17 protein-coding genes are annotated in these 16,061 nt (G+C 48.7%); 14 read left to right on the plus strand and 3 right to left on the minus strand.

Going from position 1 to position 16,061, the window contains the following annotated elements:
- Positions 1–54 precede the first annotated feature (54 nt).
- The 13 genes from ACLB09_RS04770 (at position 55) to ACLB09_RS04830 (ending at position 12,788) form a co-directional block, all read left to right on the plus strand.
- Entirely contained in the window at positions 55–1,575 is a 1,521-nt protein-coding gene (locus tag ACLB09_RS04770) for a serine/threonine protein kinase (RefSeq protein WP_410768604.1), read from the plus strand.
- Between the two features lie 9 nt (positions 1,576–1,584).
- A complete protein-coding gene (locus tag ACLB09_RS04775; RefSeq protein WP_410768605.1) occupies positions 1,585–2,496 on the plus strand; it encodes an SAF domain-containing protein in 912 nt (303 codons plus the stop codon).
- Positions 2,497–2,507: 11 nt separating this feature from the next.
- Positions 2,508–3,185: a hypothetical protein gene (locus ACLB09_RS04780; RefSeq protein ID WP_410768606.1), complete on the plus strand. Its 678-nt coding sequence runs from the start codon at positions 2,508–2,510 to the stop codon at positions 3,183–3,185.
- On the plus strand, positions 3,182–4,000 hold the full coding sequence (locus ACLB09_RS04785; RefSeq protein ID WP_410768607.1) for a hypothetical protein: 819 nt from the start codon (positions 3,182–3,184) through the stop codon (positions 3,998–4,000). The genes ACLB09_RS04780 and ACLB09_RS04785 overlap by 4 nt, the downstream gene beginning before the upstream one ends.
- A gap of 155 nt (positions 4,001–4,155) precedes the next feature.
- On the plus strand, positions 4,156–5,808 hold the full coding sequence (locus tag ACLB09_RS04790) for an ATPase, T2SS/T4P/T4SS family (RefSeq protein WP_410768608.1): 1,653 nt from the start codon (positions 4,156–4,158) through the stop codon (positions 5,806–5,808).
- Positions 5,798–7,876, plus strand: a complete 2,079-nt coding sequence (locus ACLB09_RS04795; RefSeq protein WP_410768609.1) for a hypothetical protein — start codon at positions 5,798–5,800, stop codon at positions 7,874–7,876. Before ACLB09_RS04790 ends, ACLB09_RS04795 begins: the two co-directional genes overlap by 11 nt.
- A gap of 16 nt (positions 7,877–7,892) precedes the next feature.
- Complete coding sequence (locus tag ACLB09_RS04800) at positions 7,893–8,384, plus strand: ABC transporter permease (RefSeq protein ID WP_410768610.1); 492 nt, start codon at positions 7,893–7,895, stop codon at positions 8,382–8,384.
- Between the two features lie 27 nt (positions 8,385–8,411).
- Complete coding sequence (locus ACLB09_RS04805; RefSeq protein ID WP_410768611.1) at positions 8,412–8,843, plus strand: hypothetical protein; 432 nt, start codon at positions 8,412–8,414, stop codon at positions 8,841–8,843.
- A 16-nt stretch (positions 8,844–8,859) separates the two neighbouring features.
- A complete protein-coding gene (locus tag ACLB09_RS04810) occupies positions 8,860–9,414 on the plus strand; it encodes a hypothetical protein (RefSeq protein WP_410768612.1) in 555 nt (184 codons plus the stop codon).
- Positions 9,401–10,390, plus strand: coding sequence for a hypothetical protein (locus ACLB09_RS04815; protein ID WP_410768613.1), 990 nt, complete (start codon positions 9,401–9,403; stop codon positions 10,388–10,390). Before ACLB09_RS04810 ends, ACLB09_RS04815 begins: the two co-directional genes overlap by 14 nt.
- A 131-nt stretch (positions 10,391–10,521) precedes the next feature.
- Entirely contained in the window at positions 10,522–10,839 is a 318-nt protein-coding gene (locus ACLB09_RS04820) for a hypothetical protein (RefSeq protein ID WP_410768614.1), read from the plus strand.
- 108 nt (positions 10,840–10,947) lie between these two features.
- Positions 10,948–11,979 (plus strand): MoeB/ThiF family adenylyltransferase, encoded by a 1,032-nt coding sequence (locus ACLB09_RS04825; protein ID WP_410768615.1) that lies wholly within the window; start codon positions 10,948–10,950, stop codon positions 11,977–11,979.
- A 131-nt stretch (positions 11,980–12,110) separates the two neighbouring features.
- Positions 12,111–12,788 carry a winged helix-turn-helix domain-containing protein gene (locus tag ACLB09_RS04830; protein ID WP_410768616.1) on the plus strand — a complete coding sequence of 226 codons (678 nt, stop codon included), beginning with the start codon at positions 12,111–12,113 and terminating at the stop codon, positions 12,786–12,788.
- 79 nt (positions 12,789–12,867) lie between these two features.
- On the opposite strand, the gene ACLB09_RS04835 is transcribed toward ACLB09_RS04830, so the two are convergent.
- Together ACLB09_RS04835 and ACLB09_RS04840 are read right to left on the minus strand one after the other, a co-directional pair.
- Entirely contained in the window at positions 12,868–13,377 is a 510-nt protein-coding gene (locus tag ACLB09_RS04835; RefSeq protein WP_410768617.1) for a C40 family peptidase, read from the minus strand.
- A 294-nt stretch (positions 13,378–13,671) separates the two neighbouring features.
- Positions 13,672–14,313: a thiamine diphosphokinase gene (locus ACLB09_RS04840; protein ID WP_410768618.1), complete on the minus strand. Its 642-nt coding sequence runs from the start codon at positions 14,311–14,313 to the stop codon at positions 13,672–13,674.
- Positions 14,314–14,443: 130 nt separating this feature from the next.
- On the opposite strand from ACLB09_RS04840, the gene ACLB09_RS04845 reads away from it, so the two are divergent.
- Entirely contained in the window at positions 14,444–15,079 is a 636-nt protein-coding gene (locus ACLB09_RS04845; RefSeq protein WP_410768619.1) for a trimeric intracellular cation channel family protein, read from the plus strand.
- 63 nt (positions 15,080–15,142) lie between these two features.
- On the opposite strand, the gene ACLB09_RS04850 is transcribed toward ACLB09_RS04845, so the two are convergent.
- On the minus strand, positions 15,143–15,871 hold the full coding sequence (locus ACLB09_RS04850; protein ID WP_410768620.1) for an alpha/beta hydrolase: 729 nt from the start codon (positions 15,869–15,871) through the stop codon (positions 15,143–15,145).
- Positions 15,872–16,061: the final 190 nt, after the last annotated feature.

Below are 16,061 nucleotides of genomic sequence, written 5' to 3' on the forward strand. Positions count from 1 at the left end.
GAGTGAGACATTAGGGAACTTTCCCTTTTTTGCGTCTACAAGGGGGGAGTCCGATTGCCGTTTATTCCGAAGTATGAAGTTGGCGGAATTTTGGCGGGCCGGTACAGGATGGATGAGGTTATCGGAGAGGGAGGGATGAGCCGGGTATATCTCGCTTCGGATCTGAAGCTTCCGGGAAAGCGCTGGGCCGTTAAGGAGAGTTACTTTGTGCCTGAGCTTGGCGTCCGGTTGGAGGAAGAAGCCGGTTTGCTCATTTCTTTAAATCATCACCGGCTGCCTAGGATTACGGATTTTTTTCAAATGGATGGCGGGTATTCTTATTTGGTCATGGATTATGTAGAGGGCGTTCATTTGGACGAGCGTGTTCTGAGAAAACGCGAAATGTTGAATGCTGTGGAGTTAGCACGGTATGGCCTGCAAATTTGTGAAGGGCTCCATTATTTGCATAGCCTCCGGCCGCCGATCATTCACCGGGATTTGAAGCCGTCCAATCTGTTGATCGACGGGAAGGGCGAAATCAAGTTTGTTGATTTTGGTATTGCGCGTAAATACAAACAGAAAAGCATGGATGATACGGTAAAACTCGGTACCATCGGTTTTGCCGCACCTGAGCAGTACGGAGGTAGTCAAACTGACGGCAGGACGGACTTGTACTCGCTAGGTGCCGTACTATTACATCTGGGTACGAGAGGCAAATATTCGGTGTGGTCTATGGAGTCGCAAGCCGAGTTTATTCAAAATGGATTCTTGCCGCTGAAGCCCGTTGTGTCCCGTTTGCTTCAAATGAAACCGGAGAATAGGTTTTATTCAGCGGCCGAAACCGCGGAAGCGCTAGATGCGGTCATTCGTTCGCTCAATGCCAACGAAAGGGACGTATTGCATGAAGCAGGCGTAAAGCAAGCGGGTTTCCGCCGAAATCCCCGTTCCATCGTAATTGCTGTGATGGGGGCAGTTCCCGGAGCGGGCGCCACGCATACGGCGATCGTTTTAGCCCATTCGCTGGCCCGCTACGCTCGCCGGATCACCATCGTGGAAATGGACGCGAAGTCCGCTGCCTTCCGGAACATAGCGCTTTTAGCTGGTGAGGACTCTACGCAGGGAGCCGAGCCGAGGCAGTTTCGGTTCAGCAGCGTTGATTATGTCCGGACACCAACTCGGACAGAACTGCTTGATTTAATTACTGGAAACTGCGAATACGTTATTTACGATCTCGGTTCCGGCAGGCGCAAGGATCTGCTGGAAGAGTTCGAGCGAGCAGACCTTTCGGTTCTTGTTTGCCCGGCCGCCGAGTGGCGTCGGACGGATTTGTCGCCATTCGGGGAGAATCCGTTGTCCGGAAGACGAAATTGGGTGTGCTGCGTTCCCTTGGCTAACATGGATGCCGTTCGGCGCATTCGGAAGAACATGAACTCAAGGAATGTTTATGCCTTGCCGGTTGAAAGGAACCCGTTTTCACCGGGGAAGGAGACGGAGCTTGCGCTTGCCGAGCTGTGCGGAGGATTGTTTCCGCAGAGTGTCATGCAAGGAAGAAGCGGTTTGAGGTGGAACCGGAAATTCAAGAGAGGAAGTGATTAGGTGGTAAGAATGAGGAAAAAAACGAAACAATTGGTCTTGACCGGTTTTCTTGGCGTAATGGTCACCGGGTTGGTTTTCACTGGGTATGGTGCAGCCCATTCCAGGCAGTTGAAGAATGAGAGCAAGGAAGTACAGCAACAATTGCAGGAGGAAATTCAGTCGCTCAAACAGGCGTCTATCCGTAGCAAAATCCAGGGGTGGGCACCTGCACGCGAGCTTCCGGCGGGACATGTGATCACCATGGAGGATATCGTTCCTGTTGAACTTCCGGAAGGGAGCGTACCGGCGGATTGGCTTCATTCCAGGGAGCAGATAGCCGGGAAAATACTCAAGCTCGGACTGCCGCCAAACACGCTGTTGACCGGAACGCTGTTGTATGAAGAGGAGCCTACTCCGGCTGATTTGCGTTACCGGGAAATGGGGTTTATCCAGCTTCCAGGGGCACTGGGCGAAAAGGATATCGTCGATATCCGGATCCAGTTTCCTACAGGGCAGGATTACATTTTAATGTCCAAGAAAAAAGTGGAGTCGCTTTTATCCGGAACGGTAACAATGACGATGAATGAAGCGGAAATCCTGTCCTTGTCCAGTGCTATCGTGGATGCGTACATACATAAAGCGTCGATTTATGCCTTGCTCTATGTGGAACCAAGCCTACAGGCCAAGGCGATTCCGACTTACCCGGCAAATGATGCCGTGCTGCAATTAATCAAGAAGGACCCCAATATTATAAAACGGGCTGAGCATGCATTAAATGAATCGGCGCGTAGCGGTCTCGAGGCTGATCTTGACGGGGTTTCGGCACAAAGTGCTGCCGAGTTTGCCGGCCGGCAATCTTCCGTTACGGCACAGCCACTACAGCGACAGTCATCTTCGGCAGAAGGCGATCAAGAACAGTTTGTTATGGGTTCACCGGAATAGGGGGATGCGAGATGAAAAACTGGTTGTTTACCGGCAAGAGCGATAAACGGGATTTACTGCTTTATATTTGCAAGGTATTGTCCGGTTTAGGAAAAAGAGTGTTGCTCGTGGATATGACGGATGGAAGGAAATACAGGTATTTGATCAAAAGCGGAAAGACGACTCTGCCGATTACCGAATTTTGCGGATTTGATATATGTGAAAGCATCGGCAAAGGAGAAGCCGTTTACTATGATTATTGTCTGTATGATCTGGAGACGCTGCAATTTGGATCTCGAGATTTATGGGAAGAGGCGGACTCCGTATTATGGGTTACCTCCTATGACCGGTACGAAGTAGAGAGCAGTGCCGAGTGGTTTACGCATTTGTTTCTCAGATGGCCGCAATTGAAAGAGTTGACCATAAAGCCTGTCTTTATACGAACGTTTGATAGTTTTTTAACTGCAGACTATATCATGGGCTATGTCGAACAATTACCGGTTTACTGGAGCGGTGACGCCTTGCAAATTCCATGGAGTGAAACCAATGCGATTGTGCAGATGGAAAATGAGCATGCTCAAAGTCTGCGTATGGGCCGAATCTCAAGGCCATATAAAAAGGCTCTTCTGTCTTTGATCGTTGAACTTGCAGGATGGAGCGGCCCGCTCACGAAAAAAGCGCTTCGGATAGCGGGAAGGAAGAGGGCATGAGCAGAATAGTGTTTTGGGATTACGGGCATGACGGTTCGGCGGAACTTGCTGCCGCCGGGGCTGTTTGCATGGCGCTGGCCTATCCGGGACGGATATTGCTTTTAAACGAAGAGCAGGGTGGTACCGGCATAGAGGCCGGCTTTTCCTTTCCTGATCATATACGCGGCGGCGACATCCAGTCGCTACCGGAATACGGCATGGATGCATTGCAGCGGTTAGCCGCCAATCAGCGGTTGACTCCGGGGAATTTTTCGGATTATACGTATCCGGTGATCAAAGACAAACTCGATCTTGTTTCCGGGTTTGGAGTTATGGCGAAGAAAAATCCGGCAATGCACGAGGAGAGTCTGCGATTGCTATATTCCGCGGCTGAACAAGCCTTTGATATGGTTTTCACCCGGTCTAAACACCCGCCGAATTACGCTGATCTTCACATCCGTGTAGTGGCGCTCAGGCAAAACCGGCTTGAACTTGAGCGCTTCTTTGACGAATTCGCTCATGGGCAGCCTGCTTCACCTCTTGCGGATGCTATTGTGCTTCAGCATTATGACCCTCAGTCCCGTTGGTCAGCGGCGAATATTCGAAGACGGTTTGAAAGCAAAATTCCGATGTTCCCCATTCCGTATAATACGGAGTTTATGGATGCCTGGAATAATCGGAACATTCTGAAATATATCCGACTGCATCGCCTGATGTTGCATAAGGGATCTTTGAAACGCGGAATACTGCCAAGCTTGCTGAGTCTTTGCGAAGGATTGCTTGAGCTTGCAGCCGGCCGGACAGAGATTACTCAAAGCGGGAAAAGGGGGGCCTGACCATAGATAACCCAACTGAGAATACGCTGGGGATCATTCTTCTGGTTGCCGTTTGTCTCGTGATTCTCTGGCTAAGATCCAACTTATCCAGAGAACACGTTCCTTATCGTCCTCAAGGTCGTGACCGATATTGTTTTCCGGAGCTCATTTCCTACGTGAAGCACGAAATTCATGAACTGAGCCGCAACCCTGCCAATGAGTGGGGAATGAGTGAAGAAGCCTGGATAAGAAAAGTGAAGATAAGGGCTGAGCTACGGCAAGCGCTTAGAGGCTGCACATCCGGGGATCAGCAGGATAAGCGATACGTTAAGTCCTACATTCGCGATTTGCTGATGAAAGGGTACGGTATTACGGAGGAGAATATCGACCGGATTATTCCGTTTCAGGATCGGGAGCGGCTTACGACGGAGGACAGGTTTGATATCGTGCTCTATTTATATGAAAAAAGGTATGGATGCCAGGCATTGTCCGCATTAATCGAGGACTATGGTCTAGATCAACTTAAGGAGCTGCCCGGTGAGGAGGAGGCCGGGATTTACGAAATGAACTCCGAAGATGTCGACACGGTATTCTATCGCGAATATCGCCTGCTGTCCTTTCCGGAAAAGCTCGATTTGGTCGTTCAACGCGTCTATCAAATGTATAAAGGCTTCTCGGTTATCGATACGATTCGGGAGCAGGACATCGATGGCGTGAGCGGCGGGGTCAGCGGGATTCCGGGGAACGGCTCTATATGGCGGGAAATGGAGGAGGCAGACGTAGCTGGCTGGCATGAAATTGCACTGGATCAGGATGGCAGGGAAATATCCCGTTCCTGGGACAGCGTCTGGATTTTTTATAAAGGAAAGAGTATGCGTTTGTCTTTTTTGTCTTTCGGCAGTGAGGCCGAACTGAAACGGGTATGCCAAAATATTTATAAATTCAATTTGCCGGGTCAGTTGTCCGAGGCTAACGGGTTTAAAGTAAATGAAATGAAGGATGGCTCCCGGGTTGTTGTTGTGCGCCCGCCATTTGCGGAAACCTGGGCGTTTTTTATCCGCAAGTTTGACGTGAAGAACTCGGTACTGGAAGAACTGATCCAGGGTAGAAATGCCGGTTTGCCGATCATGCTGCTGAAGTATTTGATGAAGGGGAGCCGGATTACGTCGATTACGGGTTCGCAAGGGTCAGGCAAAACAACGCTTCTGATGGCTATGGTCAAACATATTTATCCTTCTTATACTTTGCGGGTTCAGGAGATGTCATTTGAACTTCATTTGCGAAGGATGTATACCGCGCGAAATATTTTGACGTTCCGCGAAACGGAATACGTGTCAGGGCAAGCCGGTCTGGATTTGCAGAAAAAGACGGACGGAACCGTGAATATTCTCGGGGAAGTGGCGACCGACGAAGTCGCGGCGTGGATGGTGCAGATGGCGCAAGTGGCCAGTTTGTTTACGCTGTTTACTCACCATGCGAAAACGTTCCGCGACTTAATCGAATCATTGCGCAATTCCTTGCTGAAGGTCGGCGTGTTCCGGGATGAAAAAATTGCCGAGCAGCAGGTGGCTAGTGTACTTGATTTTGACATTCATCTCTGCAAGGATCCATCCGGAAACAGATACATCGAGCGAATCACGGAATGCTGCCGCTTGGATGAGGGGTACAGGGAGCGTGTGATACTCGAATATCGAAACGGTGCGTACGTTCCCGTTGAGCCGATATCCGTACGAATCGTGAATGAAATGATCAGAGAAATGACGACCGGTGATGCAGCAAACTTTGAAAAGTTTATAGGCGCGAATTGGAGGGAGGCCATTGGAGCTTAAAAATGTCCTCTATATCCTCGCAAGTCTTTCGCTTTGCGGCTTCGTTTTGTTATACGGCTTTGGGCGATACATGGTTAGTCGCGAGGAAAGGCAGGGAATTTCACTTACCGGAGAAAGTCGTACGTCTCTTCAATGGATTCGTGGCAAAATTACGGCAATTTTGCTCAGGTCATATGCGATTTCGATGAAGATTCCGCCGCTTCGTTATTATGTGGTAAAAGTGCGGTTTCGTATAGCCGTTCTTCATGTCTTTGACGAATTTGTATTAAGAAGAGAGACGATGAAATTCGTATATTTGCTTGCTGGTTCCTTTATATCGGTAATCGCCGTACTGACGGCAATGAATCCCGGGCTGTTCTTTCTTTTGTCGCTTCTGATCGCCGCGGCCGTCATTCAAGGATTGCTGCTTGACGGGTATGTAAACCGGTTGGAGAAGAAGCTGCTGGAGCAAACGCTTGATTTGTTCACCGCTGTGCGGCTCTCGTATCACAGACATGGCATCGTAAGCGATGCTATTGAGGAATCGATAGAAGGGCTCCGGCCGGAAATCGCGCTGCACGCGACAATGATTCATGAAGCCCTGAGTCACGGAAAACCGGACGAAGCGCTGGAACGATATTACGAAACTGCACCCCATCGTTTTTTGAAAGCTTTTGCGGGAATTTCCCGGATGGTGATGGAGTTCGGGGACCGCAAAAAAGATAAAGGCTCCCTCTATTTAAGAGGTCTTTCCAGTCTTTCGGGTGAAGTTCAGTTAGAACTTATTCGTCGCGGCAAGCTCGATTATTTGCTAAAAGGATTGAATCTGATCGCACTGGTGCCGGTCTTCTTTACGAAACCGATCGAGATTTGGGCGCGGAGAAACTTTCCGCTTATGGACCAGTTTTATTTGAGTAAAGCCGGCGTGCTGATAAAAATCGGGTTGTTTCTGATCATCCTGATTTGCTATATGCTGCTCCAGAAAATGAAGGGAGAGGAAGAAACGGCTTACCGCGCAGGGACTGGCAAGGAGCCGTGGGAAGTTAAAATAAGCCGTTTGACTTTTGTTCGCAAACTGTCCGCTTGGTTTACACCAAGACCTTTCTCGGCTGCCTATGAGCAAATGCAACGGTTGTTGAAGGATACGAATCAACATTTGAGCGTCGAATTTTTCCAGCTCAGGCGGATCGTCATATTTGTGCTCTGCACGTTGGTTATGTCCGGCACTTTATACTACCTCCACTGGAAAAGCATCACCTGGATCATGAATGAACCCCCGGCCAGTTACGTGTTTTTCGGCACTATGTCAAAGGAAGATGCAAAGGCGGCTGCTCAGGCAGCCGAACTGGACAAGCAGGTGATGCAGGAAATCAGAAATAACAAGGCGAGCGATAATGACTTGATTGCCGCAAAAATAACCGAAGCATGGAATGAAACTGGGAGCCGGCCGGATAAGAGTACGCTTGCCCCAATAGTTGAAAGAATCAAAGACAAGCTGGAGCGGCGGAGCAATGAATATTTGAAATGGTGGGAACTGTTGTCTGCACTGTCAGGTGGAGTAATCGGGTATTACGTACCGTTATGGGCCTTGATGTTTCAACGGAAAATGCGGCTTATGGACATGCGGCATGAAGTATACCAGTTTCAGAATATGCTTACCATTTTACGGGAACTTGAGCGGATTTCGGTCGAGGAAATATTGGAATGGCTGCATTCGTACGCCGTGATCTTTAAAATACCGCTGCAGAAATGTCTGCTTCATTACGGACACGGAGGAGAAGAGGCATTGCGGCAAATGAAGGAGGAGGCAGGGCTTGACGAGTTCCGTCAGTTGGCGGACAAGCTGTTGCTGGCTGCCGAGAAAATCACGATTTCCGACGCTTTTGACGAACTTGAGAGCGAGATGGCTTACCATTTTGAACGGAGGCGGCTCGATTATGAGAAATCGTTGGATAATAAAGCAGGCATCGGACGTTTCATCGGGTTTGCACCGATGTATTGCCTTGTGTTTGCCTATCTGGTCATTCCGTTGATTTGGATGAGCTTTCAGCAAATGGGCATTTATTTTGAGCAAATTCAACACATCTAAAAGGAGGAAGTAAATTATGAATAACGCATCTTCCGCGCTTAAGGTGGCGGCGGGAATTTTTTTGACAATCGCCTTGATTACTATAGTCGTTATTTTGTTTGTTTCGGCCCAGGAGGCAACCAAGACGGCCCAGAACAATTTCTCGGATATTCAAACCGAGCTATCGCAGGCTTCATTTACCGTATACGACGACACGACGGTGAGCGGATCCCAGGTGACGAATGCCCTGAGAAAATTCAAGGACCGGGACGAGTTCGGCATTCAAATCAAGACCGGCAAGAACAGCACCGGTCAATGGTACGGGGACATTCTGCGGATAGGCGGGACACTGACCAACGAGGAATACGGTTCGGTTAGCGGCTCCAGTCTGGCCAATATCGCAAACACCTGGAACGAAAAGCTGAATGAATACGTGAATCCGAGCGGAAAATTTAAAGCGGCAGTCATTAAGGACAATTCCAATGTCGTGCGCGGATTGATCTTCACGCAGACGACAGTCGCGCCATAGAACAGGCAGTTTGAGATGCTGGGCAGTTTGAAAAATATGTTGTGGTTATGTACCTCCGTTTCATTATGTCTGGGAGCCGTCTGGTTTACGTTGGATTCCAATTCTCTTTATGAAACGGCAGCGAACCGTTTTATACCTGTAATTCAGAATCAAAAAGCCAGTCTGTCTTCGGTAGATGGAATACCTGGAACTGATGTGGAAAGCGGGATAGCCGTCAATGCATATAGCGGGCTGGAAATTTTGTACGGGCTGCGGGGGTGGGCGTCCGAAGGGGTACCGGTAAGTGTTAATGGTACGTTAATCCCTGTACCCCATCTAAATGGGAGTGAGCCCGCTCAGCCCTATGATCAAGATTTGCGGTTTGCGCTAACCGTGCTGGATTTGCAGGGCGTTTACGAGGCGGTTTCTTTGCTTGACGGACAAGGCCGAATGTCAAAGCTGTCTTTTTTCTTGAGATGATGAGGTGGGGCGGAGCATGAGCAATGCATTATCAAAAATTACGGCTGCGCTGCTTGCGGTCATTCTGTTGTACTTGTTTCCGGCGATCCAATCGGCTCAACGGGAGGAGGACCTTCGGGTATTGGCGGCATACAACAGTCTCGTCCAGTTTACGGACGCCATCCGGACCAAAGGCTATCTTTCGCCGGAGATGTATGAAGATTTTTCCCGCGAACTGGAATACACCGGAACCATATATGATATTGAGTTGGAACACCGCCAAAAGAAATATCATCCCGAATATGGAGATCCTGCGGATCCGGCAACATTTATGGACGACTTCAGCGTTGTTTACGATTCCTACTTCACCACGGCATTCTTACAGGTGATGTATCCGGCAACTTTACCGGCGGGTAACTCCGCTTTGCGGAAATATAAGCTGGAAGCCGGCGACTACGTGAATGTAACCCTGGAGAAGCGTTCCCAAACCGCATTCGATGCCTTAACCGGATTTATTTCCGGCTTGTTCCCCGGGAGCGGTCATTCGCAGCGTTTAGTTTATGGAGGCATGGTGTTAAATGAAGATTACTGATTGGGCGGTCATCTTTGTGCTAATCGTGGGACCGATATTGTGGGTTACCAGTTGGGATGCGGAATATCTCAGGGAAGCTAATCGACTACAAATCCGTTATACTGCCGTATTAAGGACAGCGGCTCAGGACGCGGGGGTTAGCTTGAACCGGAATGAACTGCAAGCTTACGAATCCGGTTACGGATCCGCCAAATTTATGCGTGCCGATAAAGAGGCCGCTCTTTCGGCTTTGATGAACACGCTAGGCGTAAACTTCGGACTCATCGACGACCCAATAGCGCTTAAAGCGCTGATGCTCTACATACCCGCGGTTGTCGTGATCGATTATGACGGTTATTACATCTATGCTTTGGAAGAGTTGACAGGAGAAGACGGAAATCTCATCGCGGAGCACCGCTGGCGGCCCAAAAAACCCTTCATATACCGGGATTCTGAAGGAAACAGCCTTGCTTTTACGCTGGATCAGCAGATCACCTCCATCAATCCGGTCACGGGGGAAGCGGTGAGCGGATTGCGTGATACCCTTGCTTCCAGTTTGCCGATCCCGTTACTGCAAAGCGCGGATACCTTTGAACAAGTAAGAAGATCGGTTATTGTTCATAGCATAGAGGATGATTTGGGAGAAGTCATCAATACTCATAATCGGGTAACCCGCAAACTGGGGGTTCAGTATACGTTTACGTTGCCGGTAATCCCGCAGGAAGATTGGAACAATACGATCGACGACGTGGGTATCATTGTGTTCCTGCAAGGAATTCCGGCGGGAAACAAGTATTATAACAACTATGCGCTTGGCGGGGGAAGACTGGTTAAAAATAAGCAGGTTTACGGCGGAAGGAATCCGGTCTCGGGGATCAAGTATGCTTCGGAGAAAAAATGCCAGCCGCCATTCCTTCAGGATGAAGTGTTCAGGAGCGCCAGGGATGCGGCGGCTGCCGGATATTTCGAACAAGTATGCGGGGGAGAAGTCCCTTGATATTGGAAGTAGGGAATTTTTTATGGATAACCGATCCGACAATCTGATGCTTGTTGATATATAAAAAGTGCCCCGCACCTTGTCTTCTTGAGTTGACAGGAACGGGGCATCTTGCTATAGAAGATAGTTGTTTGAATGCCGATTATATGATGGAATTGTCCAACGGAAGCTTGAATTATTTGAAGGAAGCATACCCTTCATCAGCCATCACGACGCTACCGTTGATCGCACTCGCTTCATCCCATAATGCGGTAAGTGAAGGGATGGCCGTAACCGTAGGTTTGGACTATTCGTTTATTCATTCGCAAAAAGGGAATATGGTAACGATTGACCTTGAAGCCTCGGAAGCTTCACCGATCTATTATGGCTGGGTCACCGCCGGGAGCAAGTACGTATCGCCGGTTTCCGAGCGGTTGATCCATAGGTTGCAATTCGGCTTTTCGCCGTAGGCTTTCCTATGCTAGAATAAGTTCTTGTATAACGATTAACAGACAAGCCGTGAATCCGGTAAGCCGGATTCCGCAGAAGATATTCCGCGAAAGGATCGTGAAGCAGGGATGAGTGCATATGAAGACCGCTATTCCCGCCAGGTATTGTTTACGCCGATAGGGCCTGCCGGACAGCAAAGGTTGGCCGATTCGAGCGTCCTGATCATCGGTGCAGGCGCATTGGGGACGGGAATCGCAGAAACCCTTGCCCGTGCGGGCGTGGGACGTTTGATCCTGGCGGACCGCGATTATGTGGAATGGAGCAATCTGCAACGTCAGCAGTTGTATACCGAAGCGGATGCTTTGCAACGGTTGCCGAAAGCCGTGGCGGCCGGAGAACGTCTTCGGGCGGTCAACAGTACGATTAAAATAGAATGTCATGTCATGGACGTAACTATAGAAGAAATCGAAACGCTGGCCAAGGAAGCCGATTTGGTGATGGATGCCACGGACAACTTCGATACTCGTTTGTTGATCAACGATATATCGCAAAAGTACGGAATACCTTGGATTTATGGGGGATGTGTCGGAAGTTATGGGATGACTTATACGATCCTTCCGGATGAAACGCCTTGCCTGAATTGCCTTTTGGGCACGATCCCGCTCGGTGGCGATACCTGCGATACGGTAGGCGTTATTCCTCCGGCAGTGCAGATGGTCGTTGCTCATCAGACTACGGAAGCACTGAAATTGTTGACAGGTCATGCCGAGAACCTGCGCGGAACTTTGCTGACCTTCGATTTATGGCGGAATGAGCAGACCTCAATGAAGGTAGGCGCCGCCAAACGGGAGGACTGCTTGTCTTGCGGAAGACACCGTACGTTTCCGTTCTTGTCGGCGGCCAATACCCGCAAATCGGAGGTGCTTTGCGGGAGAAACACCGTTCAGATCCGGCCTGCCTTCAAACGAAAGCTGCAACTTCCGGAAATTGCCGCGAAGCTGGAACGGCTGTCCGAAGGGAAGGTGGAATGCAATCCTTTTCTGCTTTCCTTTTCGATGGGCGAGCAAAGGATGGTTCTCTTTGAGGACGGAAGAGCGCTGATTCACGGGACGAAAGATATAGCAGAAGCCAAAGCGATGTATGACAGGTATATGGGTTAATTGATCATTCCGCATTTTTGTCCGGACTAATTAAGCAAACCATTCGCGCATGTTGCGGAATGGTTTGTTTTTATTTTGACCATCTTAAGAGTACGATGGATCGGAGATTACAGGGCAGAGGCGGGAAAGACATGAAGGATAGCGTGCTGCTGGTGCAAAAAGATGAAGCCGCGGGCTCCCAAAGAAAACTCCTATTGGAGCAGGCTGGTTTTGAGGTTACTCTATTCCGCGAAATTGAGGATGCCGCCGTTGTGTTGGAAGAAGATATCCCGGGGATCCTGGTATTGAGTCCGGAAACGCATAGCCGGGTTGTTTTTGAGTTAATGGAAAAAACGGGTGAGGCTCTTCCTTTCCCCGTCATAGTACTATTACGGGAATGGCATACCGATGAGGTAGTGGCCGCACTGGAGGCAGGCGTCAATGAGGTGGTTGGCGATTCTATTCCATTTCAGGAACTGGAAGCCCGGATCCGTAGCTTGATTCGCCTCTTCAGGCGGTTTGCCGACGGTTATCTGACGGAACTGACCTATGAAGACCTCCGCATTGAATTGAAAGGACGCAGAGCGTATCGCGGGAATGAACTGATCAAGCTCACCCCCAAAGAGTTCGATTTGCTCCGGTATCTGGTGAAGCGTGCGGAACAGGTTTGCCAGCGGGAAGCCATTCTTCAGGAAGTTTGGGGTTATGATTTTTCGACCGGGACCAATGTTGTGGACGTTTATATTCGCCACCTAAGAAAAAAAGTCGACAAAGGGAGGTCACGCAAACTGATTCATACGGTGAGGGGAACCGGATATTTAATCCAGTAAGATATAAAAAAAAAATAACCCGATAGAGAGGCTATCGGGTTATTTTTAATAGAAGACGTAAAATTAGTTCATTCGTTGATTAAAGTACGCGACGAGCTTTCAGGTACGTTTTTTTCCATGTACCGGAGTTAAGGTTGGAAATCGTAACGCCCGGTTTGCCGTACGTGTGCAAAATTTTACCGTTGCCCATGTAAACAGCTACATGAGTAACGTTTCTGCCGTTAGCGCGGCTGCCGCTCGAGAAGAACACGAGATCGCCGGCTTTAAGATTCGATTTGGAAACGGCATGTCCAACTTTCGATTGAGCGGAAGAAGTCCGCGGAAGATTCACACCATATTTTTTGAAGATGTGCTTCATAAAGGACGAGCAGTCGAATACTCTCGTAGTTGATGTTGATGCGCCGAATTTGTAAGGAGTGCCCATGTATTTTTTACCGTAGTTTACGACTTGGGTTCCTTTAGAAGTTGCTACACTTTCTGCTGCTTGGGCCGGTGCAGCTCCAGCGCCGCTGGCGAGCAGGGTGCTGAATCCGATAGTCGAGACGATACCTACCGTCAATACTTTTTGGAAAAGGTGTTGCATTCTCATGTTGTGTTTACCTCCAAAGTTCTTGTTTTAGTTGACCGGTTCGAAATGAAGTATAACAGGTTTAAAACTTCCTAAATGTTGGCAGGCACTGCTCAATGTCTTGGTACGCAAGGGTTTGGCTGCAATTATTAAAAAACGATTAAAGTTTACAAAAAAGTAAGAAATTTAGATTTACCAATGTAAAGAAACATGAAAGAACCCTTGAAAAATCAAGGGTTCTTTCATGTTTTGTATGGTAACCAAGTCGTAACAAAGAGGTTACAAAAATGTTTTATTTATACCCCCTTTTGTTTCTTAATCTTTACTCTGAATGATGAGCAGCAGACCGCTTTCGATCCGGATGGTTCCTTTTTTATCGATTAGCCGATTGCTGATAGCGAGGGATTGACCCATTTTCAGCGTCGCATTCTCCAGCGGGTACATGAACCCTTCCAGATGAATACCGGTGACTTCAGGTGTTAGCGGGAGCAGGGATACGTAAGTATAGCCCCGGTCTTCGACTTCGCAGCTCGTTCCGGTGAGCGTTACATAGTTGTGGGTATCCCAAATTACGCTCGTGATTTGATGCTGCATCCCCCGGAGCATCATCTGTATATTGGCTAGAGAATGGTCGAGTCTTGAACCAAGTACGCCGATCATTACGATTTCGGTGGCGTGCCGTTCGATCGCCAGATCGAATGCTAACTCGGTGTCGGTCAGGTCTTTGTTAACAGCATCGCAAGCGATCATTTCTTTACTGCTGTTTTTAATATGATCCAGTTCCTCGGGACTGACGGAGTCGAAATCCCCGACCGAAATGTCGGGGGAGATTCCATGTTCCACAAGAAATAATGCTCCTCGATCAGCGCCGATAATCATATCATCCTGCCTGATATCCTTTAAGAAAACAGGGTCAATATTACCGCCGGCAAAAATTAGCACTCGATTTCTTTCCATGCAATTACTCCCTTTCTGTTCAAAAACCCGGTTATTACCAGTATAGTTCAGTTTTTAGGCTTGCACAATTGAAGCTGTCGGGAATACAATGGACACATCATCAGAAGAGAGAGGGCAGGGGAGCAAGGGAATGCATTTATTCGATATATTCAGTATTATAGGAACAATCGCCTTCGCTATGTCGGGGGCGTTTGTGGCGATGGAAGAGGAATACGACATTCTCGGGGTCCTCGTCCTGGGACTCGTCACGGCGTTCGGAGGAGGAATCGTCCGCAATGTGCTGATCGGCGTTCCGGTAACGACGCTTTGGAGTCAGGGCGATTTGATTTTGCTGGCGGTATTGTCCGTCCTGGTGGCGTTCGTGCTGCCGCTGCCTTGGATTCACCATTGGAAGAAGACGGAGGCGCTTTTTGACGCCATCGGCTTGTCGGCTTTTGCAATACAAGGGGCATTATATGCGAGTGATATGAAGCATCCGATCAGCGCGATACTGGTTGCTGCGGTGTTGACCGGAATCGGGGGTGGGATCATCCGGGATTTGTTAGCCGGACGGAAGCCGCTCGTACTCAGGGATGAAATATATGCCGTGTGGGCAATAATTGCCGGACTTGTTATCGGGCTTGGATTTCTTACTTCTACCGTCGGGCTCTTGCTCCTGTTTATTCTGGTTGTGTTCTTCCGGATGCTGTCCGTCCATTACAAATGGAAACTCCCTAGCCGTTCGCTTCAAACCGGTAACATCGGTGCGAAGTCGGAAAACGGATAAAGTTATTTACTTCTATAGAAGAAGAGGATACATGCCTGGTTCAGGCCTGTATCCTCTTTATTTTTATTTCAGGAAATAAACAAGCGCATCCGGCAACTCTTGCTGCCAGAATCCCCAGAGATGTTTGCCGTCTTTTTCGAAATACTTAACTTTGGATCCGCGTTCCTCCAGCAATTGCTTGGCCTGGCGATTCAATTCAACAAAATTGTAAGTGCCCGTATCGGTGGTGTACTGCTGTTCTTGTAAACCTACAATCATATAGAGGGAAAGATAAGATAAATCCTCCTCGGAAGATATGAGCTCAAGGGATGCATTGTAAAAGGCACCTGATAAACTGATGATTTTGGAAAACAGCTGCCGGTTTTTCATAGCGAGATGAAGCGAAAACGAACCTCCGAGGGAATCCCCGGCAAGCACCCGCTGGTCCGGCTCGCGGCGAACCGGATAATTGCGCTCGACAAAGGGTATAATTTCTTCAGTAATACAGGTGCAGTAGGCCTCAAACCGATTGCCGAAAGGAGCGTATTCTTCCGTACGGATGGAAGTATCGACTTCAATGCCGACGATGATGAAAGGTTCGATGCCTTCGTCCAGAATCAACCGGTTCGCATGAGTGGCGATGCGGCCGAAGTTGAAAAATTCTTCCCCGTCCTGACAATAAACGACAGGATAACTCAAAATTTCGTTGTAGCCGGGAGGCAGGTAAATGCGCAACTTTCGTTTTTCTCCCAAGCTGTTGCACTCCACTTCCTCTCTAATGATCGTCCGTTTCAAATATCGGGAATCCGTCATATTTAGGCACGCTCCTTGGGGTTCTATTTTTGCTTTTGACCTCTCATTACGTTAAGATAACCGTTGGAGAGGTAAACGCATACACTTCCAATACGGAAAATGTGTTACATAATTATGTTCCGCCTGTTATACAAACAAAAATAAATAATTAAGTCATTTCAGCGCAATTCCTTTGACTTAATGACTACAA

The organism is Fontibacillus forbon, assembly GCF_046559655.1.
Taxonomy (GTDB): Bacteria; Bacillota; Bacilli; order Paenibacillales; family Paenibacillaceae; genus Fontibacillus.